21 protein-coding genes, 1 tRNA gene and 2 rRNA genes are annotated in these 22,693 nt (G+C 41.4%); 14 read left to right on the top strand and 10 right to left on the bottom strand.

The window, feature by feature from the left end; all coding sequences use genetic code 11:
- From rrf (ACWU4D_RS14585) to rrf (ACWU4D_RS14575), 3 genes are all read left to right on the top strand, one after another.
- A 5S ribosomal RNA gene (gene rrf, locus ACWU4D_RS14585) occupies positions 1-76 on the top strand; the annotation flags it as partial.
- A gap of 149 nt (positions 77-225) precedes the next feature.
- Positions 226-301, top strand: a tRNA-Thr gene (locus ACWU4D_RS14580).
- A gap of 6 nt (positions 302-307) precedes the next feature.
- Positions 308-423, top strand: a 5S ribosomal RNA gene (rrf, locus tag ACWU4D_RS14575).
- 161 nt (positions 424-584) lie between these two features.
- Here rrf (ACWU4D_RS14575) and leuD read toward each other — a convergent pair.
- The 4 genes from leuD to leuA all read right to left on the bottom strand — a co-directional run bounded on the left by leuD (position 585) and on the right by leuA (position 5,384).
- A complete protein-coding gene (gene leuD, locus ACWU4D_RS14570) occupies positions 585-1,187 on the bottom strand; it encodes a 3-isopropylmalate dehydratase small subunit (protein WP_456052169.1) in 603 nt (200 codons plus the stop codon).
- Between the two features lie 17 nt (positions 1,188-1,204).
- Positions 1,205-2,611: a 3-isopropylmalate dehydratase large subunit gene (gene leuC / locus ACWU4D_RS14565; protein ID WP_456052168.1), complete on the bottom strand. Its 1,407-nt coding sequence runs from the start codon at positions 2,609-2,611 to the stop codon at positions 1,205-1,207.
- A gap of 59 nt (positions 2,612-2,670) precedes the next feature.
- Positions 2,671-3,762, bottom strand: a complete 1,092-nt coding sequence (leuB, locus tag ACWU4D_RS14560) for a 3-isopropylmalate dehydrogenase (RefSeq protein ID WP_456052167.1) — start codon at positions 3,760-3,762, stop codon at positions 2,671-2,673.
- Positions 3,763-3,836: 74 nt separating this feature from the next.
- Positions 3,837-5,384, bottom strand: a complete 1,548-nt coding sequence (gene leuA / locus ACWU4D_RS14555) for a 2-isopropylmalate synthase (RefSeq protein WP_456052166.1) — start codon at positions 5,382-5,384, stop codon at positions 3,837-3,839.
- Between the two features lie 432 nt (positions 5,385-5,816).
- Here leuA and ACWU4D_RS14550 point away from each other — a divergent pair, with 432 nt between their 5' ends.
- The 5 genes from ACWU4D_RS14550 (at position 5,817) to ilvN (ending at position 11,246) form a co-directional block, all read left to right on the top strand.
- The gene (locus ACWU4D_RS14550; RefSeq protein ID WP_456052165.1) at positions 5,817-6,353 is read left to right on the top strand and encodes a phosphatase PAP2 family protein; all 537 of its coding nucleotides are present in this window, start codon (positions 5,817-5,819) and stop codon (positions 6,351-6,353) included.
- The gene (locus tag ACWU4D_RS14545; RefSeq protein ID WP_456052164.1) at positions 6,350-7,426 is read left to right on the top strand and encodes an MJ1255/VC2487 family glycosyltransferase; all 1,077 of its coding nucleotides are present in this window, start codon (positions 6,350-6,352) and stop codon (positions 7,424-7,426) included. Before ACWU4D_RS14550 ends, ACWU4D_RS14545 begins: the two co-directional genes overlap by 4 nt.
- A gap of 379 nt (positions 7,427-7,805) precedes the next feature.
- Positions 7,806-8,720, top strand: coding sequence for a transcriptional regulator LeuO (gene leuO / locus ACWU4D_RS14540; RefSeq protein WP_456052177.1), 915 nt, complete (start codon positions 7,806-7,808; stop codon positions 8,718-8,720).
- 310 nt (positions 8,721-9,030) lie between these two features.
- Positions 9,031-10,752, top strand: coding sequence for an acetolactate synthase 3 large subunit (locus tag ACWU4D_RS14535; protein WP_456052163.1), 1,722 nt, complete (start codon positions 9,031-9,033; stop codon positions 10,750-10,752).
- Positions 10,752-11,246, top strand: a complete 495-nt coding sequence (ilvN, locus tag ACWU4D_RS14530) for an acetolactate synthase small subunit (protein ID WP_456052162.1) — start codon at positions 10,752-10,754, stop codon at positions 11,244-11,246. The genes ACWU4D_RS14535 and ilvN overlap by 1 nt, the downstream gene beginning before the upstream one ends.
- A gap of 81 nt (positions 11,247-11,327) precedes the next feature.
- Here ilvN and tolC read toward each other — a convergent pair whose 3' ends face one another.
- Positions 11,328-12,635, bottom strand: a complete 1,308-nt coding sequence (tolC, locus tag ACWU4D_RS14525) for an outer membrane channel protein TolC (protein WP_456052161.1) — start codon at positions 12,633-12,635, stop codon at positions 11,328-11,330.
- A gap of 220 nt (positions 12,636-12,855) precedes the next feature.
- On the opposite strand from tolC, the gene nudF reads away from it, so the two are divergent.
- From nudF to parC, 6 genes are all read left to right on the top strand, one after another.
- Positions 12,856-13,488, top strand: coding sequence for an ADP-ribose diphosphatase (gene nudF, locus ACWU4D_RS14520; protein ID WP_456052160.1), 633 nt, complete (start codon positions 12,856-12,858; stop codon positions 13,486-13,488).
- Positions 13,476-13,928 carry a DUF1249 family protein gene (locus tag ACWU4D_RS14515; protein ID WP_456052159.1) on the top strand — a complete coding sequence of 151 codons (453 nt, stop codon included), beginning with the start codon at positions 13,476-13,478 and terminating at the stop codon, positions 13,926-13,928. Before nudF ends, ACWU4D_RS14515 begins: the two co-directional genes overlap by 13 nt.
- Before the next feature lie 16 nt (positions 13,929-13,944).
- Complete coding sequence (cpdA, locus tag ACWU4D_RS14510; RefSeq protein ID WP_456052158.1) at positions 13,945-14,766, top strand: 3',5'-cyclic-AMP phosphodiesterase; 822 nt, start codon at positions 13,945-13,947, stop codon at positions 14,764-14,766.
- Positions 14,767-14,770: 4 nt separating this feature from the next.
- Positions 14,771-15,358 (top strand): esterase YqiA, encoded by a 588-nt coding sequence (gene yqiA / locus ACWU4D_RS14505; protein ID WP_456052157.1) that lies wholly within the window; start codon positions 14,771-14,773, stop codon positions 15,356-15,358.
- A 217-nt stretch (positions 15,359-15,575) separates the two neighbouring features.
- The gene (parE, locus tag ACWU4D_RS14500) at positions 15,576-17,456 is read left to right on the top strand and encodes a DNA topoisomerase IV subunit B (RefSeq protein ID WP_456052156.1); all 1,881 of its coding nucleotides are present in this window, start codon (positions 15,576-15,578) and stop codon (positions 17,454-17,456) included.
- Between the two features lie 4 nt (positions 17,457-17,460).
- Positions 17,461-19,713 carry a DNA topoisomerase IV subunit A gene (gene parC / locus ACWU4D_RS14495; protein ID WP_456052155.1) on the top strand — a complete coding sequence of 751 codons (2,253 nt, stop codon included), beginning with the start codon at positions 17,461-17,463 and terminating at the stop codon, positions 19,711-19,713.
- Positions 19,714-19,775: 62 nt separating this feature from the next.
- Here parC and ACWU4D_RS14490 read toward each other — a convergent pair whose 3' ends face one another.
- From ACWU4D_RS14490 to ACWU4D_RS14470, 5 genes are all read right to left on the bottom strand, one after another.
- A complete protein-coding gene (locus ACWU4D_RS14490; protein ID WP_456052154.1) occupies positions 19,776-20,261 on the bottom strand; it encodes a DoxX family protein in 486 nt (161 codons plus the stop codon).
- 8 nt (positions 20,262-20,269) lie between these two features.
- Entirely contained in the window at positions 20,270-21,034 is a 765-nt protein-coding gene (locus ACWU4D_RS14485; RefSeq protein ID WP_456052153.1) for an HvfC/BufC family peptide modification chaperone, read from the bottom strand.
- Positions 21,034-21,915 (bottom strand): MNIO family bufferin maturase, encoded by an 882-nt coding sequence (bufB, locus tag ACWU4D_RS14480; protein WP_456052152.1) that lies wholly within the window; start codon positions 21,913-21,915, stop codon positions 21,034-21,036. The genes ACWU4D_RS14485 and bufB overlap by 1 nt, the downstream gene beginning before the upstream one ends.
- Before the next feature lie 14 nt (positions 21,916-21,929).
- Positions 21,930-22,208 carry a BufA1 family periplasmic bufferin-type metallophore gene (locus ACWU4D_RS14475; RefSeq protein ID WP_456052151.1) on the bottom strand — a complete coding sequence of 93 codons (279 nt, stop codon included), beginning with the start codon at positions 22,206-22,208 and terminating at the stop codon, positions 21,930-21,932.
- Positions 22,209-22,328: 120 nt separating this feature from the next.
- A complete protein-coding gene (locus ACWU4D_RS14470; protein ID WP_456052150.1) occupies positions 22,329-22,607 on the bottom strand; it encodes a BufA1 family periplasmic bufferin-type metallophore in 279 nt (92 codons plus the stop codon).
- Positions 22,608-22,693: the final 86 nt, after the last annotated feature.

Genomic DNA, 22,693 nt, shown 5'->3' with positions numbered 1-22,693 from the left:
CGAACTCAGAAGTGAAACGAAATAGCGTCGATGGTAGTGTGGGGCTTCCCCATGTGAGAGTAGAACATCGCCAGGCTGCTTTCTTGTTGTTCGATTTTTCTTTTTTATAAAGTATATCTAACAGCAAAACTAGAAAAACTAGTTGAAGCATAGTTATATAAGACTTCGATTGGTTAGAATTTAAAAGCCCGTTTACTTAGCGGGCTTTTTTAGTTAAGAATTTTTGCTGATATAGCTCAGTTGGTAGAGCGCATCCTTGGTAAGGATGAGGTCCCCAGTTCGACTCTGGGTATTAGCACCATATTTGCTTAGCGACCATAGCACTTTGGACCCACCTGATTCCTTTCCGAACTCAGAAGTGAAACAGAGTAGCGCCGATGGTAGTGTGGGGCTTCCCCATGTGAGAGTAGGACATTGCTAGGCTTTAATTTCGAACCCCAGTCAAATGACTGGGGTTTTTGCGTTTTATTTGGACTCAATTTATTGAGTGAAGAGGTTGCGCTTCAATGCATATTGATTGAGTGGCCAAATAAAAAACGCAGCCATAAGGCTGCGTTAAATTGTTTAATTCACTGACTAAAAATCTAAACTAAGAAGCTTGGAATGTTCGCTTCATATTGAGAGATCTTTTCTTCGTGTTGTAGAGTCAGACCAATGTTGTCCAATCCATTCAGTAAACAATGGCGACGGAATGCGTCTATTTCAAAACTGTATTCTTTGCCATTTGCTGACACCTTATTCGCTTCTAGATCGACCGTGACCTGAGCGCCTTCCGTTGATAAAACAAACTCGAAGATTTCATCGACTTCTTCTTCGGTTAAACGAACAGGTACCATTTGGTTGTTGATCGAGTTGCCGTAAAAGATATCTGCGAAGCTCGGTGCAATCATGACTTGAATACCATAGTCAGCTAGTGCCCAAGGTGCATGTTCACGAGATGAACCACAACCGAAGTTTTCTCTTGCGAGAAGGATCGATGCACCTTCGTATCTCGGTGCATTCATCACAAATTCTGGGTTTGCTTGTTCACCAGCGTCATCTAAAAAACGCCAATCATGAAATAAATGCTTACCAAAGCCAATGCGATTTACTTTTTGTAAAAACTGCTTAGGGATGATGGCATCTGTATCGACGTTCGCTGCATCTAGAGGAACGACTAAACCTGTGTGTTGTTTAAATCCTGTCATTATAAAATCCTCTATGGTTATTTGAACGTACGAATATCGACAAAGTGACCGGCAATAGCGGCTGCTGCGGCCATTGCTGGGCTAACTAAGTGAGTACGACCATCACGACCTTGACGACCTTCAAAGTTACGGTTCGACGTAGAAGCACAACGCTCTTTTGGACCTAAGCGGTCGTTGTTCATCGCTAAGCACATAGAACAACCCGGTAGACGCCATTCGAATCCAGCTTCGATGAAAATCTTATCTAGACCTTCTGCTTCAGCTTCTGCTTTTACTTGTTCAGAACCTGGAACGACGAGGGCTTGTACATTTTCAGCTACCGTTTTGCCTTTTGCTACAGCCGCAGCAGCGCGCATGTCTTCAATTCGTGAATTGGTACAAGAGCCGATAAACACTTTATCGATTGGAAAGTCAGAAAGAGACTTTCCAGCTTCAAGCCCCATATACGCCAATGCTTTCTCGGCAGAGGATTGCTCTACTAATTCGTTAATGCTACTTGGAGATGGGATCTTCTCATCTACTGCCATTACTTGGCCCGGGTTAGTGCCCCAGGTGACTTGAGGTTTAATATCAGCACCTTGAAGTGTGACAACGGCATCAAACTCAGCATCATCATCGCTTTTCAATGTTGACCAATACTCAACCGCTTTTTCCCAGTTTTCATCACTTGGTGCAAATTTACGACCTTTCACATAATCAAATGTGGTTTGATCTGGTGCGACTAGACCTGCTTTCGCTCCTAATTCAATGGCCATATTACAGACGGTCATTCGACCTTCCATTGTTAAGTCAGTGATCGCTTCACCGCAAAATTCAACCACATAGCCAGTACCGCCAGCCGCGGTAGTCTCACCAATGATCGCAAGGATAATATCTTTTGCCGTAATACCAGGAGCCACTTTCCCTTGTACTTCAATCTTCATTGTTTTTGCACGAGCTTGCTTCAATGTTTGGGTTGCAAGTACGTGTTCAACTTCAGATGTTCCGATACCAAAGGCAAGCGAACCAAAAGCGCCGTGTGTTGCAGTATGTGAGTCACCGCAAACGATGGTCATACCTGGAAGCGTAATACCAAGCTCTGGGCCCATAACATGAACGATGCCTTGGTACTTGTGGTTAAGGTCGTAAAGGGTAACGCCAAACTCTTCACAGTTCTTGGATAGCGTTTCCATTTGAATACGAGCCATCTCACCAGAAGCATTGATATCTTTCGTCGTGGTTGAAACGTTGTGATCCATCGTTGCAAATGTTTTACCTACTTGACGAACAGGACGACCTTTTTCACGTAAACCATCGAATGCTTGTGGTGAGGTGACTTCGTGAACAAGATGACGGTCGATATATAAAATCGGATTTTCACCTTCTGCCGCTACCGCGACATGAGCGTCATAGATTTTTTCATATAAAGTTTTTGCTGTTGACATTGCTTTTTCCTTGAGCTCATAGAGCCGTTGGAGCAGAGGGCAAGCCCTCTGCCATCAATTTATGAATTTAGTACGTAACTCGCAATTTTATCGCCCATTTCTGATGTAGAAAGTGGCGCTTTGTCTGATGCAAGATCTGCGGTTAGTTCACCAGCTTCCAAGGCTTTACTAACGGCGGCTTCAATGGCTTGTGCTGCTTCTTCTTCGCCTAAGCTGTAACGTAACATTAGCGCTGCAGAGAGGATTTGAGCAACCGGATTTGCGATGTTTTTTCCTGCGATATCTGGCGCACTACCACCTGCAGGTTCATACAAACCAAACTTACTTTCATTCAAACTTGCGGATGGTAACATACCCATTGAGCCAGTAATCATGGCACATTCATCAGAGATGATATCGCCAAAGATATTCGAACAAAGCATGACATCAAACTGAGAAGGATCTTTGATTAGCTGCATTGTTGCGTTATCGATATACATATGTGAAAGCTCGATATCTGGGTAATCTTTAGCAACTTCTTCAACCACTTCACGCCATAAGATTGAGCTTTGTAGAACGTTCGCTTTATCGATAGAGCATACTTTTTTATTTCGTAGGCGAGCAGATTCAAAACCAATTTTTGCGATTCGTTCAATCTCATAACGGTGATAAACCTCAGTATCGAAAGCTTTTTCGTTTGCGCCTTCGCCTTCACGTCCTTTCGGTTGACCGAAGTAAATACCGCCTGTTAGTTCACGAACAACCACAATATTGAAGCCATTTGTAGAGATATCAGCTCGCAACGGTGAAAAGCTCTCTAAGCCATTGTGAATTTGTGCAGGGCGAAGGTTACAAAAGAGTTGGAAATGTTTTCGCAATGGAAGCAATGCGCCACGCTCTGGTTGATCGTTTGGTGCTAGATGTTCCCATTTAGGACCACCGACAGAACCAAATAAAACAGCATCCGACTCTTCACATCCTTTTAAGGTTGCATCGGGAAGCGGGCAACCATGATTGTCGATGGCAATACCACCTACATCGAATGCGTTTTCTTCAAACTGAATGCCGAACTTAGTTTCGATAGCACGCAGTACCTTCAATGCTTGTTGCATTACTTCAGGGCCAATGCCGTCGCCGGGTAAAACCGCTATTTTATAAGATTTGTCTGTCATGGGAGTCCTTTACTCGTTATTTTATTGACCAATTAATAGCCTCTAACTATGAAGAGGCTAAACAGTCTAAGGCCTTATACCGTAAATACTTTCTTTTGTTTGATCTCTTCGATCTGATCGGCACGGTGAATACTATTAATCACGTGCAGCAATGCTTGACCAGATGCTTCAACGATATCGGTTGAAACCCCGGTACCATGATATTTTCGCCCTTTGTAATTCGCGATAATATCCGCTTGGCCTAAGCCATCTTCACCTTCTCCTTTCGCAGTAAGGTGGAATTTATCGAGTACAATATCGTAACCAGTGACTCGATAGATACATTGATATAAAGCATCAACAGGGCCATTACCCACAGCGGCTTCACACTGTTCTTCTTCACCACAAGACATTTTAATTGTGGTGGTTGCCATGATGCTGCCTGATTGAACGCTTAAGTAATTTAACTTATAGAAGTCATCTTCATCTTTTAGATTCGAGAAATACATCAAGGACTCTAGATCGTAATCAAATACTTGCCCTTTACGATCAGCCAGTTTTAAAAAGTCGGCGTAAAGTGCGTCTAGGCTATATTCATCATCTTTGTAGCCCATAGTGTCCATATGACTTTTCACGGCAGCCCGGCCACTACGACTGGTTAAGTTCAATGCTTGATTCTTAAGTCCAATAGACTCAGGAGTCATAATTTCATAGGTATTTTTATTCTTTAACATGCCATCTTGGTGAATACCTGAAGAGTGGCTAAATGCATTGCTACCGACAATCGCTTTGTTACTTTGGATTGGCATATTACAAAGCTGGCTCACTAATCGACTCGTGCGATGGATTTCTTCGTGTTTTAACTGCGTGTGAACACCCATAAGTTCTGCGCGAGTTTTAATGATCATTGCGACTTCTTCGAGAGCGGTATTCCCAGCGCGTTCACCTAGACCATTAATGGTTCCCTCGACCTGTCTTGCTCCTGCTTGTACAGCAGTAATTGAGTTTGCAACGGATAAGCCTAAGTCATCATGACAATGAACCGAAATAATGGCTTTATCGATGTTTGGAACACGATTAAATAGGGTCTGGATTATACCACCAAATTCACTTGGAACGGTATAGCCGACAGTATCTGGAATATTAATTGTGTTGGCACCAGCATCGATTGCGGCCTCTACCATACGACATAGATTATCTATCGGTGTTCGGCCTGCATCTTCACATGAAAATTCAACATCATCGGTGTATTTTCTAGCGTGTTTAACTGCTTTTACGCCCATTTCAACTACTTGGTCATAGCTGCGGCGTAATTTATCTTGAACGTGGACAGTCGACGTCGAGATAAAGGTATGAATACGGAAAGCTTCCGCAACCTTTAAGGCTTCTGCAGCAACGTCGATATCTTTTTCAACGGCACGAGAAAGCGCACATACTCGACTACCTTTTATGTTTTGTGCTATTGCTTTAACCGATTCAAAGTCGCCAGGAGAAGAGACTGGGAAACCCGCTTCGATCACATCCACTCCTAAACGTTCTAGTGCATAGGCAATCTGTAATTTTTCTTTTACTGTTAAACTTGCTGATAATGCCTGTTCGCCATCGCGCAATGTCGTATCGAAGATTATGACTTGATCGTTCATGTTCGCTCCCTAGACCGATTATTTAATCGTTATATTTTATAATTTAAGTAAAAAAAAACCCGCATTCTAATGCGGGTTTCTTGTATTCGTTGTGGTATTTTCGTCCACAGCCTACCCGCGTGATTTGTCCACGATAAGGAGTAGGTCCAGCAGGATAGAAAAACGAAAAGTCATATTAACTCTTACCACTAATTAAGATAACAGATTAGTACCGTACTCATGGTTCAAGGTCAAGCCTAAAGTTACTTTTTACTCATAAAAGTGCGTATTTTTGTTTTTGTATCGTTGAGCAACGGTATTTTGCATGACTTTGGCAAGCGATCGTTATCGGAGGAATTAATCTAAATTCATCTTATAGACAAAAAAAAGTCACGGCTCTGTCATCTTAGCGCTCTAGTTTAATGGTTAGGAGAATGACATAAGGAGTTTCCGATGAAAGTTACCGATTCAATTGTTCGCTTTGATTTGGCTTTTTCTCTGTTTTGTTTGAAGCATCGTTTTAATCTTCCGGTTGCCCGAGTCAGTAAGGAAGTTTCCCGAACAGGTGATGGCCATTTCTACGTAATGCTTGCCGTTTTTGCTTGGCTATTAGATGAAGAGTTGGGAGGTGTGTTTGTTGCGGCAGGATTGTGTGCGTTTTTGATCGAATTGCCAGTGTATTGGATGTTGAAGAATTCGTTTAAGCGTCGTCGTCCTCAGGAATTATCCATTCTGGTGACTGCTTTTATTACACCTTCTGATCGTTTTAGCTTGCCTTCTGGACATACAACAGCCGCTTTTCTTATGGCCTCAATAATCGCCTTTTTCTACCCTTCATTTTCGGTGTTGGCTTTTTCGTGGGCCTGTGCGATTGGCGCTGCGCGGATTTTGCTAGGAGTACACTTTTTTACAGATGTTGTGATTGGAGCTTTGCTAGGGCTTTGTTGTGCAGAACTTGGTATTTGGTTTGCCTTGGAGTTTGTCATTTGAGAATTTTATATGGTGTACAAGGTACGGGGAATGGTCACATAGCTCGAGCAAGAGCGATGGCTGAGGCGTTTAAAAATAACAATATCGACGTTGATTTTTTATTTAGTGGTAGGGAAGAAAGCAAATACTTCTCGATGGAGTGCTTTGGTAATTATCAGACTCGCTCAGGTTTAACCTTTGCGTCTGAAAATGGGAAAGTGAGTTATTTAAAAACGTTACGAGATAATAATTTTATCCAGTTGAGCCGAGATATTAACCAATTGAACTTATCAGGTTACGATCTTGTGATAAGTGACTTTGAACCGATTACAGCATGGGCAGCTCGAAAACAACATAAAACGTGTATAGGACTAAGTCACCAAAACGCCTTTCGCTTTTCGGTACCACGCAAAGGGTCGACTTGGATAGATAGTCTGATTATCAATCGTTTTGCTCCCTCTGATCATTATATTGGATTGCATTGGTATCATTTTGAACAACCAATACTACCTCCTATTGTTCATACATCTCGTTATGATGTCGAGAACAAGGGGTTTATTCTAGTTTACTTGCCGTTTGAGCGCCTGAGTCATATTAGTGAATTATTGTTTCGCTTTAGTAATCATAAGTTTATTTGTTATCACCCAGATGTTGATACACAAGAGTTTGTTGACAGTATTGAGTTTCGTCCCCTTGACTATCAACGGTTTCAACATGATCTACATAGTTGTTCGGGAGTAATCGCGAATGGAGGATTTGAGCTTCCATCTGAAGCAATGTCGTTGGGTAAAAAGTTGCTTCTTAAACCTCTTGATGGTCAGTTTGAACAGCAGTCCAATGTCGCAACACTGGAGATGCTTGGGTTAGCGACCAGTATGAATCATTTGGATGCTTCAGCAGTAAGGTGTTGGTTAGATGAACAGCAAGCTGATCGCGTTGTTTATCCCGACGTTGCTAAAGCGATATGCGAATGGGTAATACAAGGAAATTGGGACGACCAGAGAGAACTGAGTAAGCGATTATGGCGTCAAGTTGATTTTCCAAACTATGCCATAACGGGAGATATGACGATACAAACAATGACCAACCTTTAATATCAAATAGAGATAGTGTTTAGGGATGTGCCTAGTGAATATCGTTTAATTGGGCTATAAACTTATGCATTGCATGAATGTTACTAGAAAATATATATATAAATACGATTTTATGTTTTTTAATATTAAATAAAAGTAATGTTTATCAGTTGGTTATATTGTTAATTCTAAAATCTAATCAATTCTTATCAATATACTTGTCACCAATCAGCCAGATGATAGATAGTAAGCCTCAAGAATAAAAATATACCTAAACGATGTTAAAATACAGGCTCTTTTAAAATGTGAATGAGCAGGATTTCTATCGTAACCCTATTCGTAATTGAGGCTAATCGTGATTGAGAAAAATGAATCTTCAAACCCATTTGATGCTTATCGTATGGAAAGCACGTTACGTGGCGTTGACCTAAATCTATTGACCGTTTTTGATGCGGTAATGCAAGAGCAAAATATTACTCGTGCTGCTTATAATTTGGGTATGTCACAACCTGCCGTGAGTAATGCGGTTTCGCGTTTAAAAGTGATGTTTAATGATGAGCTTTTTATGCGCCAAGGGCGAGGTATTCAACCTACACAACGCGCACGCCAACTCTTTGGGCCGATTCGTCAGGCCTTACAGTTAATCAGAAATGAGTTACCTCGAGCTTCATTTGTCCCAGAAACATCGACTCGCTTATTTAATCTTTCTATTGGTAGTCCGCATGATTTAAGGTTTGCTCCTAAGATTTTTGCAACAATTAATGAGCAAGCTCCTGACATTCAATTGCATTTGGAAGCTGACTTTGATCAAGGTTTGGCTTCACGTCTACGTTATCAAGAAGTTGACTTCGTTATTGATTACACGAGTTTCGACCAGGAAGGTTTCTGCAGTACAGAGCTTTTTAAGGATGAGCTTGTGTTGGTTGTATCCAAGGTGCACCCGCGAATTAAAACGGGTATCAACATTGAACAATTATTGAAAGAAAAGCACGCTAAACTGTCTCAAATGCATGGTATAAAGAGCTTCACAGAGCAAGCTTATAGTAACTTGGATTGTCCTTCTCACTATGAAGGAACAAGTCTAAGTAACGTGTTGTATGTTGTGAGCCAATCTGAATTGGTAACGATAGCGCCACGTTGGCTTGTTGCTGCGTCTCCAAATCATGATAAATTGCAAATGCTACCTGTTCCATTTGATTGCAAAGAAATCAGTGTTTACTTATCGTGGCACGAATCCAGCGAAAAAGATAAAGGGCATACTTGGTTGAAAGAGCAGTTGATGTTGGTATGCCATGATGTCGTAGCGGCACAGTAATATTTAGGAAAGTTCGCAAAAAATTAGCGATGTAATGACTTGATTTTGTAAACGGCTTTTGCTCGAATTCCGAGTGAAAGCCGTTGTCGTTTAAAAGTTCGAGATCTCAAACACAAAATCTGAAATAAACGGTTAGACCAAAAGATAAGAAACAGGTACAGTTGCTCACTCCTTGAATAGGAACGACTATATCAAGGACATAGCCCGAGACTTGCTTGTGCTCGAGTTAGGCTAAAAATAAGCCCTATACTATGTAACATCAAATCCACTAACCGACCACGTTAGATGAGATGTTGATAAGGAGAAAAATATGACGATGTTATCCGGCGCAGAGATGGTGGTTCAATCTCTGATCGAAGAAGGTGTTGAGCAGATTTTCGGGTACCCTGGTGGTTCCGTTTTAGATATCTACGATGCTTTGCACGCAAAAACTGATCAAATCAAACATGTTCTTGTTCGTCATGAACAGGCTGCAACGCATATGGCAGACGGCTTTGCTCGTTCAACCGGTAAACCTGGTGTAGTACTGGTTTGTTCAGGACCAGGCGCAACGAATACCGTTACTGGAATCGCCACAGCTTATATGGATTCTATTCCCATGATCGTTATCTCGGGAAATGTTCCCAATAACCTAATTGGTAATGACGCCTTTCAAGAATGCGACATCGTCGGTGTATCGAGACCCATTGTAAAACACAGCTTTCTTGTAAAAAAAGCAGAAGACATCGCTGAAACGTTTAAAAAAGCATTTTTTATTGCATCAACTGGCCGACCTGGCCCTGTAGTTATTGATTTACCTAAAGATATTTTAAACCCACAAGTCAAGCTTCCTTACGATTACCCCAAAAAACTAAAAATGCGTTCTTATAACCCAACGACGTCTGGGCATAAAGGGCAAATTAAAAAAGCACTTACAGCTCTTATAGCAGCGAAGAGGCCTGTAATGTACGTTGGTGGAGGCGCTGTAATTTCTGAAGCTGATACTCATTTACTAAAGTTGTCAGAAAAACTGAACATTCCCGTGGTCAGTACATTGATGGGGCTTGGTGCTTTTCCTGGTACACATAAAAATGCACTTGGTATGCTCGGCATGCATGGTGTGTATGAAGCTAACATGGCTATGCATAAATCAGATCTGATTTTTGCTATAGGCGTGAGGTTTGATGATCGGACAACCAATAACTTAGATAAGTATTGCCCCGATGCAAAAGTCATTCACATTGATATCGACCCGTCATCTATTTCTAAAAATGTACGAGCGGATCTTCCTATTGTGGGGTCAGCTGAAAAAGTACTGGAAGTTATGAATGCTCTTCTTGAAGATCAATTTTCATCTCATGAACAACCTTCTTTAGATGAGTGGTGGGATTCGATTCAACAGTGGCGTGGAAGAGACTGCCTCGCATATGAAAAATCGAATGATCGTATTAAGCCACAACAAGTTATTGAGACTCTTCATAAAGTGACCAACGGTGATGCCTATGTTGCTTCGGATGTTGGTCAACACCAGATGTTTGCGGCATTATATTACCCATTTAATAAACCTCGTCGCTGGATTAATTCGGGTGGTCTTGGAACGATGGGGTTCGGCTTACCTGCCGGAATGGGAGTAAAGTACTCACACCCAGAAGAAGAAGTTGTTGTGGTAACAGGGGACGGTAGTATTCAGATGAATATTCAAGAGTTGTCCACTTGTTTACAGTACAACATACCAGTGAAAATTATTAATCTAAACAACCGTTTCTTAGGAATGGTTAAGCAATGGCAGGATATTATTTATCAAGGTCGCCACTCTAACTCATATATGACCTCGGTTCCTGATTTTGCGGCAATTGCAGAAGCTTACGGTCACGTAGGTATCCGCATCTCGACACCAGATGAACTGGAAGACGGATTAACAAAAGCATTGGCGATGAAAGATCGTTTGGTGTTTGTGGATATTAGCGTTGATGAAACGGAGCACGTATACCCGATGCAAATTAAAGGTGAGGGTATGGATAACATGTGGTTGAGCAAAACGGAGAGAACCTAATGAGACATTTGATTTCACTATTACTAGAAAACCAGCCTGGTGCACTTTCTCGCGTAGTTGGTTTGTTTTCTCAGCGTGGCTTTAACATTGAAACATTAAATGTATCACCGACTGATGATGCTACGTTATCTCGCCTAAACATCACGACAGAAACCAATGAGATGCAGTTAGAGCAAATCCAAAAACAACTGCATAAATTGATCGATGTTTTAAAAGTTCAAGAAGTCTCTGAGAGTGATTATATTGAACGCGAATTGATGTTAGTTAAAGTCAAAGCGACGGGGAATATTCGAGCTGAAGTCCAGCGAACAGCAGATATTTTCCGTGGACAGATCGTAGATATTACATCATCACAGTATACGGTTCAGATGACGGGGCCGACAGAGAAGTTAGATGCTTTTGTTACTGCAATGGGAGACATTACCGACGTTATCGAAATCGCTCGTAGTGGTGTGGTAGGAATGTCACGTCGAGAACGAGCGTTGAAAGTATAGCTATTGCAACGACAATATATATTGATAATAAAGAGCCAGCATATTGCTGGCTCTTTATGTATAGATAGTGTGCGAAATTGGTTATTTTAATCCTGCATTAATATCAGACACATCTTGTTCACTAAGCGTTCCAACGGATTGGCGTAATTGCAATACACTTAGAATGTAGTCGTATCGAGCATTTGAAAGATTACTATTGGCATTAAATACACGACGAGTTGCGTCAAGTACGTCTACAATCGTTCGAGTTCCAACATCAAAGCCTGCTCGAGTTGCTTCTAAGGCAGAACGTGCTGACACTACTGTTTGGCGGTAGGCTCGAATCGCGCCAATTGAAGCATTGATATTGTTGTTGTTTGCTCGAACGTTTTTAGTAACAGAGCGATACGTTGCTTCTAAATTTTCTCCTGCTTGAATATAACCATATTCTGCTTGCTTAGTATCTGAGTTAACTTGCCCACCAGTATACAGCGGCATAGAAAAATTGAGTCCGATACTCAGACTATTAATAGGATCGTAATAGTCATAATAGCTATTGTCAGAGTCGAATTCACGAATATGATTGAAACCGCCATCTAGCGTTAAACTAGGAAGAGAGCCAGAGCTCGCTAATTTAATTTTATCCTTCGCAAGATCTAGCCCAATACGAGCCGAGAGAAGCGATAGGTTTTTTTCTTGTGCTTGTTGAACTAGTTCGTCTGGTGTTTGTTCTTGTTTTGATGCTGAAAAGCGCGATGTATCGAGGGCATCAAGTGAGTCATAGCCTTTGCCTGTGATTTCACGCAATTCTTCGAAGCTGTTCGTCAGTGAGTTCTCACCTAGTACTTCATCAGCTAAAACGCTGTCATATTGAGCTTGAGCCTCATGAACATCAGTAATAGCAGAAAGTCCGACATCAAAACGTTGCTTGGTTTGTTCTAACTGACGAGCGACGGAGGCTTTTTCTGAACGTATGAACGCCAAACTGTCTTTTGCTCGAAGTACATTAAAATAGGCTTGAGATACTCTGACAATTAGATCTTGTTGCATCATGGCGTACTGAGAATCCGCTTGACGAGCTATTTTTTCCGTAATATCCAGAGAGATCCAGCTAGAGCGCTGAAATAGTTCTTGTGATACGCCAACTCCCACCGACAATTGGCTACTGTTTGCGCCGTCGTAGTCACTGCGTACAATATTGTATCCACCAGAAAGGTTAACTTGAGGTAGCGATACCCCTTTAGCTGAGTTTATTGCCTCATATGCCGCATCTCGTTGTGCTTCCGCACTGAGGAGTTGAGGATTATTTTGTTTAGCTTGCTCATAAATTTCCGTCAGGTTTTCAGACCAAGCTGAAGAGGACATCCCACCAAGGGTTGTCGCGATGATTAGAGGGAGAATTCTTTTCATTGGTCTTAATTCCTACCGTAAATCTAAAATGGGAGAGCGGTCAGTGTAAACGAATACGTTGTATTAGTTTACACTAAATTATTTAGTTGCCCAGTTGTATAGTTAAAATTCTGACGCATTTATTAGAGAATTACTACTATTTGCATAAAAATTTTGGCAAGGTTCTTGGTTAGGCGTGATAACCATGATTAACTAGAGCCTGACAAAAATGAGGTTGATAATGCGTCATATAAAGAAGCAATGGAGAGAGTTTACCTCTCAGGATGTTAAAATAGTAAAAAAAGAGCTGCTTTTTCAAGGCTTTTTTAAAATGATTAAATATCACTTTGTTCATAAGCGTTATGAAGGTGGTGAAAGCCGAGTTGTTCAACGAGAATTGTTTGTTCGTGGGCGAGCTGCGGCACTATTACCGTATGATCCTATTACCGATCAAGTTGTATTAATTGAACAGATTCGTGCTGGATCTTTGGAGCACGCGAATCCATGGCAAATAGAAATCGTCGCCGGAGTTGTCGATAAAGAAGCAGAAAGTGCAGAAGAACTGGTGCGGCGTGAAGCCGTTGAAGAAGCGGGTGTTGATGTTGGTCGTATAGAACCGATTACCGCTTTTTATCCTTCCTCGGGTGGATGTGATGAAGTCGTGGATATTTTTGTTGGAGAAGTTGATGCATCGAGTGCACAAGGCATTCATGGATTGCTTGAAGAAGACGAAGATATTAAAGTAATGGTTCTAAGTCGTGAAGATGCATATCAATTAGTGAAAGATGGTACGATAGAAAACGGTGCATCGATTATTGCTCTACAATGGTTAGAGATAAATCAAAAAGAGTTAAAGGCAAAATGGCTCAAGTAACATTTCAAAATACGTATCATGTTGATTTTCAAGACTTGATGCGAGTATATGAAAAAAATTATGCCAAATTAAATGCACTGTTACCTTCGAGGCCACAAGTCGATGATGTTCGGTGCTACCAAGCTGCTTCGCTACAGTATCAGTTAAAAGTGACTGAGGTCACAAAGTACACAACTTTAGTGAAGGTGTGTCAAAGTGATGATTTATCCGTATTTCCATTACCGACGATGTCTGTCAGGTTATATCACGATGCACGAGTCGCGGAAGTTTTCGAAACAGAGTTGATCAGTCGAGTACAAGCTCGTTATGATTATCCAAACTCTAAAATGGCACAAAAAGATGAAAAAGCACAAATTAATCGATTTTTAGGTGATTGGCTCACTTTTTGTTTAAAACATGGTATTAGTCGGGCCCCGATTAATATTGGTAAGAGTAATTGATTTAGGTTTATGAATTTTGGACGTATCGCTTTCTGTTAAGCAATCTGACATTGCTAGAGTAGTACAGATTACCGACCCTCATTTATTTGGGGTTGATAGCGGTTGTTTGTTGAGTGTGAATACATCAGAAAGCTTCCTAGCCGTTGTTAACTCAGTTAAGTCTCAGGCATTTGACTTTGATGCGATTCTCGCGACTGGTGATATATCTCAAGATCACAGTGAAGCGTCTTATCTCCGTTTTGTTGAGGGCATCTCTTTATTAGATCGCCCTTGTTTTTGGTTACCAGGAAATCATGACTACCAACCTAATATGAATGCAGTGTTACCCAACAAGTGTGTGACTCAGGCAAGTAATGTATTGTTAGGAGAGTATTGGCAGGTTATTAGTCTCGACTCCCAAGTAAGTAGTGTCCCATATGGTAAGTTGAGTGATGAACAATTATTGTTGTTGGACGATAAACTAACTCAATATCCGGAAAGGCATGCCTTAGTACTTTTACATCATAATTCTCTCCCTGTTGGAAGTGCATGGCTTGATATGCACTGCTTACGAGAACGTGAACGTTTTTGGGAAGTAGTCGGGCGTCATTCAAATGTTCGAGTCGTTGCATGTGGTCACGTTCATCAAGATAGCCAAAATCAATATCAAGGCGTAGAGGTATTAACCACACCATCAACATGTATTCAATTCAAACCGAATCATGATGAGTTTGCGTTAGATAGCACTTCTCCTGGTTGGCGTGAAATTGAATTGTATTCCGATGGTTCTATTGCAACTCAAGTTAAGCGCCTCGATAACGGGCTATTTTTGCCTGATTTCACTTCCACGGGGTACTAACCTCGTGAGTTCAAAACCTTCATTACTGCTCTATATCCATGGCTTTAATAGCTCTTCAGAATCTTTTAAAGCACAGGCCATGAAGCAATATTGCGCAACAAATCGACCAGATATTAAGGTCGTAATTCCCAATTTACCCAATTACCCAGACCAAGTTGCTCAATCTCTGACTTCTATTATCGATGACTATATTCAAGATTATACAATCGGTTTAGTTGGCAGTTCTCTTGGTGGGTATATGTCAACATGGCTTAACGCTAAGTATGGTTGTCGCGCTGTGGTCGTGAATCCGGCAGTAAAACCGTATGAGTTGTTAGTGGATTATCTTGGTAAGCAACAGAATATCTATACCAAGGAAGAGTACTGGTTGGAAAGTAAACATGTTGCTCAACTTAAAGCTCTTGATATTGAAACCATTATTAATCCCAAACAATTTTGGTTAATGCAGCAAATGGGGGATGAGGTGCTAGACTATCGTCAAGCAGTTGAAAAGTTTAGCCAAGCTAAGCAGACAATAGAAGAAGGCGGTGATCATAGCTTTATTGGATTTGAGCAGTACGCTGAGAGAATAGTTCAATTTCTTGAGCTCTAGCTCATTTTTGTATTAAGTCACAATATTATATATGATTTTTTTGTCGTTATTTATCATGATTCAACGACTTAGAAAATCTGCTCTTCTTATTTATTTGCCGTCAAATCCAGTCACTAGTAGAGTTTTCAATAAATCGACATGTGTTTTAACAGTTGGATTTTGCTACTATGGATTCATGGTTTTTATCGTTTTTTGATTGATATAAGCACTCCAAAATATGACAGAACAATATAATGCTGGTGCCATTGAGGTACTGAATGGTTTAGAGCCAGTGCGCCGTCGCCCTGGAATGTATACCGATACTGTGCGTCCTAACCATTTAGGGCAAGAAGTTATCGATAATAGTGTCGATGAAGCATTGGCAGGACATGCCTCTAAAGTGCAAGTCATTCTTCATGCCGATCAATCGCTCGAAGTTATTGATGATGGTCGAGGTATGCCCGTTGATATTCACCCAGAAGAGAAAATCTCTGGGGTCGAATTGATTTTTTGTAAACTGCATGCTGGTGGTAAGTTTTCGAATAAAAACTATCAATTCTCTGGTGGTTTGCATGGTGTCGGTATCTCGGTTGTTAATGCGTTGTCAAAACGAGTTGATGTGACCGTACGACGTGATGGTCAGGTGTATGAAATTGCATTTGAGCATGGTAACAAAGTGTCAGAGTTAGCCGTAACTGGGACGTGTGGACGTCGTAATCATGGCACAAGCGTTCATTTTTGGCCTGATGTCAGCTATTTCGATTCACCTAACTTTTCAGTGTCTCGCTTAATAAATAACTTGCGAGCAAAAGCGGTGCTGTGTCCTGGTCTAGAGATTACCTTTCAAGACAAGGTAAATAAAAAATACTATCGCTGGTTTTATGAAGATGGTCTTAAAGATTATCTTGCGGAAGGCGTAAAAGGTTACACCTTACTTCCAGAAGAACCGTTTACTGGAGAGTTCGTTGCTGAAACTGAAGCTGCAACATGGGCATTGATTTGGCAACCAGATGGCGGTGATATGATCACCGAAAGTTACGTCAACCTCATTCCAACAGCTCAAGGTGGTACACATGTCAATGGTTTACGCCAAGGGTTGCTTGATGCAATGCGTGAGTTTTGTGAATTTAGAAATCTATTACCACGTGGTGTTAAGCTAACGGGTGAGGATGTCTTTGATCGCTGTTCTTACGTCTTATCAATCAAAATGCAAGATCCACAATTTGCAGGGCAAACTAAAGAGCGTCTATCTTCTCGTCAAACCGCCGCTTTTGTTTCTGGTGTGGTAAAAGACTCTTTCAGCTTATGGTTAAATGAAAAACCTCAATTAGCCGAACTACTGGCTGAGTTATGTATTTCTAATGCTCATCGCCGGATGCGAGCAAGCAAGAAGGTTGTTCGTAAAAAGATTGCATCAGGCCCAGCCCTTCCTGGGAAATTGACCGATTGTACGGTACAGGATTTATCTCGCACTGAATTGTTCTTAGTGGAAGGGGATTCTGCGGGAGGAAGCGCGAAGCAAGCTCGCGACCGTGAGTTCCAAGCGATTATGCCTCTCCGCGGGAAGATTCTAAATACGTGGGAAGTGGCTGCTGATGAAGTGTTAGCGTCTCAAGAGGTTCATAATATTTCGATTGCGTTAGGCATTGACCCTGATACCGATGAGTTGGAAGGGTTACGCTACGGTAAAGTCTGTATCCTAGCGGATGCCGATTCCGATGGACTTCATATTGCGACGCTTTTATGTGCTCTATTTGTAAAACATTTTAAAGCGCTGGTTAATGCTGGGCATGTGTACGTTGCAATGCCACCTTTGTATCGAATCGATTGTGGAAAAGAAGTATTTTACGCACTCGATGATGAAGAAAAAGACGGTGTACTAGAACGCCTGAGTAAGAAAAAAGCCAAAATCAATGTACAACGGTTTAAAGGACTGGGTGAGATGAACCCGTTGCAGCTAAGAGAAACGACGATGGATCCAAACACTCGTCGGTTGGTGCAATTGACGATCGATGATACAGAAGCAACCGATGAGATGATGGATATGTTGCTAGGTAAAAAACGTGCGGATGACCGACGTAATTGGCTTCAACATTATGGCGATATGGCAGAGGTATAAATAGATGTCGACAGAGATGAACTTTGACGGTGTAGAACAACTGCCGCTACGTAAGTTTACTGAAGAAGCTTACTTGAATTATTCCATGTATGTCATCATGGATCGTGCCTTGCCATACATTGGTGATGGGCTTAAACCTGTTCAGCGTCGAATTATTTATGCGATGTCTGAGCTGGGCCTTTCCGCAGCCTCAAAATATAAAAAGTCAGCACGGACCGTTGGTGATGTGTTAGGTAAATACCATCCTCACGGTGATGCTGCTTGTTATGAAGCGATGGTCTTAATGGCACAACCATTTTCGTACCGTTATCCATTGGTTGATGGTCAAGGCAACTGGGGTGCACCTGATGATCCCAAATCGTTTGCTGCGATGCGTTATACCGAAGCGAAATTGTCTAAATTTGCCGAAGTATTATTGGGTGAGTTAGGGCAGGGGACGATTGAATGGCAACCCAACTTTGATGGCACGATGCGAGAGCCGCAAATGTTACCCGCTCGCTTGCCGCATATTTTACTTAATGGTGTGACCGGTATTGCGGTTGGTATGGCGACGGATATTCCTCCTCACAATGTCCGTGAAGTTGCCGCTGCGACTATCCATTTAATTGATAAACCCAAATCGTCTCTTCCAGAGATCATGGAACACGTTAAAGCACCTGATTATCCTACAGAAGCTGAAATTATTTCTCCGCCGACTGAGTTGGAGAAAATTTACCGAACTGGACGTGGCAGCATAAAACTGCGTGCTGTTTGGCACAAAGAGGGGAGCGACATAGTTATTTCTGCGCTACCTCATCAAGTCTCTGGCGCAAAGCTGCTTGAGCAAATTGCCAATCAGATGCGGGCTAAAAAACTGCCAATGGTTGAAGATTTACGCGATGAATCGGATCATGAAAACCCGACTCGAATCGTTATTGTGCCACGTTCAAATCGCATAGATTGCGATATGCTGATGAATCATTTGTTTGCCTCAACGGATCTTGAAAAAAATTATCGTGTGAATTTAAACATGATTGGTTTGGATAACCGCCCACGAGTGAAGGGATTGGTTGAAATACTGAGCGAGTGGATTGTTTTTCGTCGCGAAACAGTTCGACGTCGTATTCAATATCGTTTAGATAAAGTACTTGCACGTCTGCACATTTTAGAAGGTCTGTTAGTTGCTTATCTAAATCTTGATGAAGTCATTGAAATCATTCGCACGGAAGATGAGCCGAAATCTGTTTTAATGGCACGTTTTGGGATCAGTGATATTCAAGCTGATGCCATTCTTGATACTCGCTTACGTAATCTCGCTAAATTAGAAGAGATGAAGATTCGTGGTGAGCAAGAAGAGCTAGAGAAAGAGCGTGAAAAACTGGAATTATTACTTGGCTCAGAGCGTCGTTTAAACACGTTATTGAAAAAAGAAATTCAAGCCGATGCCGATAAATATGGCGATGATCGCCGTTCACCTATGGTTGAGCGCGCAGAAGCTAAAGCCTTAACAGAGCGTGACTTGATACCAAGTGAGCCAATTACCGTAGTTTTATCTGAGAAAGGTTGGATTCGTCATGCCAAAGGGCACGATGTTGATTGCTCGAATTTAAACTATAAATCGGGCGATAAGTATCTTGCTCATGCTATCGGTAAGAGTAATCAGCAAGCGGTATTTTTAGGTAGTGATGGACGAAGTTATTCACTGGAATCTCATACATTGCCTTCAGCTCGCTCTCAAGGAGAGCCGATTACCGGGCGTTTGAGTATTACTGAAGGTAGTACGATTCGTAAAGTGGTAATGGGGGATGATGATCAACTTTGGTTGGTAGGATCGGATGCAGGGTATGGATTTATCTGTAAGGGCCTTGATCTTCTATCTAAAAACCGAAGTGGGAAAGCATTGGTGAACCTGCCTGCAAATGCTTTAATCATGGAGCCTCAGCCGCTCAATGACCTTGAATCGGATGAAATTTTGGCAATCACAAACCAAGGTCGCATGCTTCTCTTCCCTATCAAAGATTTGCCGCAATTGAACAAAGGTAAAGGGAATAAGATTATTAATATTCCTTCTGCGAAAGCGAAAGAGCGCGAAGAGTTTGTCAATTATCTAATGACGATTCCTCAGGGAGTTACCGTTACCCTTTATGCAGGAAAGCGTAAGTTAGGACTTAAGCCGAGTGATTTAGATAACTTCCGTGGTGAACGTGGACGTCGTGGTGGGTTACTACCTCGAGGTTTGCAAAGAGTGACTCGGATTGAAGTGGATGAAGAAACTTAATTGAGCAATGAGTTGATGTTGAATAGAAAAGCCGAGCAATGCTCGGCTTTTCTAGTTATTCATTATATCCAATCATCAATTGCTCGTTTTACCAAATGATCGAGAGACATCACTCCTGGTCCTCTCGCAACAATAAGAAGTGCAAGTGTTGCCCAAGTTAAATGCGTAGCGTATGCATCGGGATAGACAAAAATTTGAATGGTCATTGTCATTACAAATAAGCCTAACGCTGCTAAACGGCTAGCGAATCCGACAAGTAATAAAATCGGTAAAATATGCTCGGCAAATGTTGCTAAATAGGCTGCAAGTACAGGGGGGATAATAGGTAAAGCGTATTCGTATTCGAATAAATAAAAGGTAGTCTCTTTAATAGATGGCCAACCTAACGCAAACTCTCCAGTGACAAAGTTTATCACTAAACCATCTATCTTCGTTTGAGCTGAAAGCCAAAAGATCGCCGCGAGGCTTAATCGAGCGAGGAATAAAATCACGCTCTCAGGTATTTTAGGTAGTAATTCAACCTTATCGGCTAATTCAGTATATTTCATTGGAAACCTCACACTATCTCAGTAAAAATGGGCAGCTCAAGTAATTGACCTATTAGCTGCGGCAATTTGTCTTCTTCAACACCTTCGCAAGCTTGTGCCAAGGATTGTTTATCTTTTAGTTTTTCAATAATTTGGTACAGATCTTGGCTTATGGGGTAACAACGTCCCCACAAGCCTTGTTTAGCGAAAAGTAGAGTCTCGGCTTGTTTCCAGTTAAGTTGAGTTAAATTGATGTCGCTTTCGGGTTGATGAGCAAAATAAAGCGACCCCGCTGCGTAATTTGTGTTCCAGAGCGATACCGTATCAGCGACAACCCACTGGCCATCAAGCGCATTTTCATGAGTGGACAATATCTGAGTTAGTTCTGCTTTATCGAGCACCGATTGTTCTTGAGATAAAGTTAAACATAATAGCTGATACTCAAGGTACGCGACTTCAGTTAAATATGAATGACTTTTTAATGGTGGAAAATCTGCAATAAATTGGGAGAAATGTTCTCCAAGGTAACTCAACACTGGTGAAGTCGGCGGATGTTGCTGAATGTACTCTTGAGCTAACGCTTTAAAGTAGTCTTCTCCCAGTAATTGCGCACAAACCGGAAATGTTTCCAGCACCGCTTCGATTAATGAGTGAGCTACGTTATTCTGATAGACCGCTAAACGCTTCTTCGCCTGTGATGCTGAAGGTGCATTGATCCAACTGAGGTCATGTGACTCAGAATCTGATGCTGGCTTTATTAGACCTAATATCGAGGTAAATTCATTATTCATCATTAACCCTGCAATTTGGTTGTTGCGGCATCAAGGCGGTAACGATTTGCTTGATTTACTTGTTCTTGGAATACGTCGAATTCAGGAAGCTGACCATCCCATTCAATTAAAGTCGCAATATCACCGTGACGAGTCAACAATTCTAAATACAATTGCCAAACTTCATCATCGATAGGTCGATCGTGAGAATCAATACGTAATGGAGGCGTACTCTTATTATCTAAAGCAAATCCGGCTAAGTGAATTTGCTCAACATGCTGTACTGGAAATTGCTCCAAATATTTTCTAGCGTCTGCTTGGTGATTAAAGCAGCTCACGGCAACATTATTGATGTCGAGTAATAGCCCACATCCTGTTCGTTTTACAATGCTCTGAATAAATTCAATCTCTGACATACAGGTTTGATTGAACATTAAGTAAGTTGCAGGGTTTTCAAGTAAAATTTGTCTCTTCAACTTATCTTGAACTTGATCTATGTGTTGGCAAACTCGATTGAGGGTTGCTTCGGTGTATGGCAACGGCAAAAGATCGTTGTAAAAAATATCATCATGGCTTGACCATGCTAAATGTTCTGAAAATACAATAGGTTCAACTCTATCGACCAATTCCACAACTTGGTTGAGATGATGAATATTGAGCTCATTCTCTCCACCTATCGACAAGCCAACTCCGTGAACGGTAATCGGATAATCTTGACGAATTTTTTCAAGGAAGTGGCGATTTGGGCCACCGGCAGCAAGATAATTCTCAGCATGAATTTCAAAGAAACCTATTTCAGGTTGCTGGCTGATAATTATGTCAAAGTGCTGCGGCTTTAAACTCACCCCTGAACCTTGAGGAAAAGAAGGTATTTTCACACCTTCATTGGTCGATAAGTTAATCATATCTTTCTTCTCACTTAAAACGCTTTAAGCTGACCGAATCCGGTGTCAGAAGTTGTTGATTTCATTGTAGTACAAGTGCCAGCTGGAGCGTATTTCCATGCGTTTCCTTGATGATCAACTTTTGAAGTACCCGCACATGTTGTACCGGGACCAGCTGCACAATCATTTTGGCCAGCAAGAGAAACGCCATAACATTTTTCTTTACTAGCAGCTTGAGCGGGTAGTGTAGCTGCAGCTAACGCGACAGCTGAAGTTAATGCGATTGCGAGTGTCGATTTCGTTGAGTTCTTCATTATTCTTTCCTTTAGTTTCTTGTGTTTAATATATGACGATTATGAATCGTCAATCTATTCCACGTTAGTTCTATTTATAATCAAGGCTTATCTGTTTTGTTCAGGGGCGTGCTGTATAACTTAAAACTCTTTAAGTTGGCCAAAACCAGTATCAGAGGTTGGAGACTCCATTGTGGTACAAGTCCCAGCAGGAACGAGCTTCCAAGCATTGCTTTGGTAATCTGTTTTTGATGTACCAGCACATGAAGTACCAGGACCTGCAGCGCAGTCATTTTGACCAGCAAGGGCTACGCCAAAACATTTTTCTTTATCGGCAGCATGAGCAGGTAATGTCGCTGCTGCTAACGTAACGGCAGAAGTTAATGCAATTGCTAATGTTGATTTTGTTGAGTTTTTCATTATTTCTTCCTTCATTTTTAGTGTTTAATATTTGACGTTATAGAGCATCAATCTATTACACATTATTTATATATTTTTAATTAAGG

Source organism: Vibrio phycocola, from assembly GCF_053850235.1.
This window is presented reverse-complemented; position numbering and strand designations above follow the sequence as displayed.

Bases quoted from the DNA above. Each gene is read 5' to 3' on its own strand.
- leuD (WP_456052169.1), bottom strand. From the start codon at position 1,187: ATGACAGGATTTAAACAACACACAGGTTTAGTCGTTCCTCTAGATGCA.
- bufB (WP_456052152.1), bottom strand. From the start codon at position 21,915: ATGATTAACTTATCGACCAATGAAGGTGTGAAAATACCTTCTTTTCCT.
- parE (WP_456052156.1), top strand. From the start codon at position 15,576: ATGACAGAACAATATAATGCTGGTGCCATTGAGGTACTGAATGGTTTA.
- parC (WP_456052155.1), top strand. From the start codon at position 17,461: ATGTCGACAGAGATGAACTTTGACGGTGTAGAACAACTGCCGCTACGT.
- leuB (WP_456052167.1), bottom strand. From the start codon at position 3,762: ATGACAGACAAATCTTATAAAATAGCGGTTTTACCCGGCGACGGCATT.
- ACWU4D_RS14485 (WP_456052153.1), bottom strand. From the start codon at position 21,034: ATGATGAATAATGAATTTACCTCGATATTAGGTCTAATAAAGCCAGCA.
- leuC (WP_456052168.1), bottom strand. From the start codon at position 2,611: ATGTCAACAGCAAAAACTTTATATGAAAAAATCTATGACGCTCATGTC.
- ilvN (WP_456052162.1), top strand. From the start codon at position 10,752: ATGAGACATTTGATTTCACTATTACTAGAAAACCAGCCTGGTGCACTT.
- ACWU4D_RS14550 (WP_456052165.1), top strand. From the start codon at position 5,817: ATGAAAGTTACCGATTCAATTGTTCGCTTTGATTTGGCTTTTTCTCTG.
- leuA (WP_456052166.1), bottom strand. From the start codon at position 5,384: ATGAACGATCAAGTCATAATCTTCGATACGACATTGCGCGATGGCGAA.
- nudF (WP_456052160.1), top strand. From the start codon at position 12,856: ATGCGTCATATAAAGAAGCAATGGAGAGAGTTTACCTCTCAGGATGTT.
- leuO (WP_456052177.1), top strand. From the start codon at position 7,806: ATGGAAAGCACGTTACGTGGCGTTGACCTAAATCTATTGACCGTTTTT.
- ACWU4D_RS14515 (WP_456052159.1), top strand. From the start codon at position 13,476: ATGGCTCAAGTAACATTTCAAAATACGTATCATGTTGATTTTCAAGAC.
- ACWU4D_RS14470 (WP_456052150.1), bottom strand. From the start codon at position 22,607: ATGAAAAACTCAACAAAATCAACATTAGCAATTGCATTAACTTCTGCC.
- ACWU4D_RS14475 (WP_456052151.1), bottom strand. From the start codon at position 22,208: ATGAAGAACTCAACGAAATCGACACTCGCAATCGCATTAACTTCAGCT.
- tolC (WP_456052161.1), bottom strand. From the start codon at position 12,635: ATGAAAAGAATTCTCCCTCTAATCATCGCGACAACCCTTGGTGGGATG.
- ACWU4D_RS14535 (WP_456052163.1), top strand. From the start codon at position 9,031: ATGACGATGTTATCCGGCGCAGAGATGGTGGTTCAATCTCTGATCGAA.
- ACWU4D_RS14490 (WP_456052154.1), bottom strand. From the start codon at position 20,261: ATGAAATATACTGAATTAGCCGATAAGGTTGAATTACTACCTAAAATA.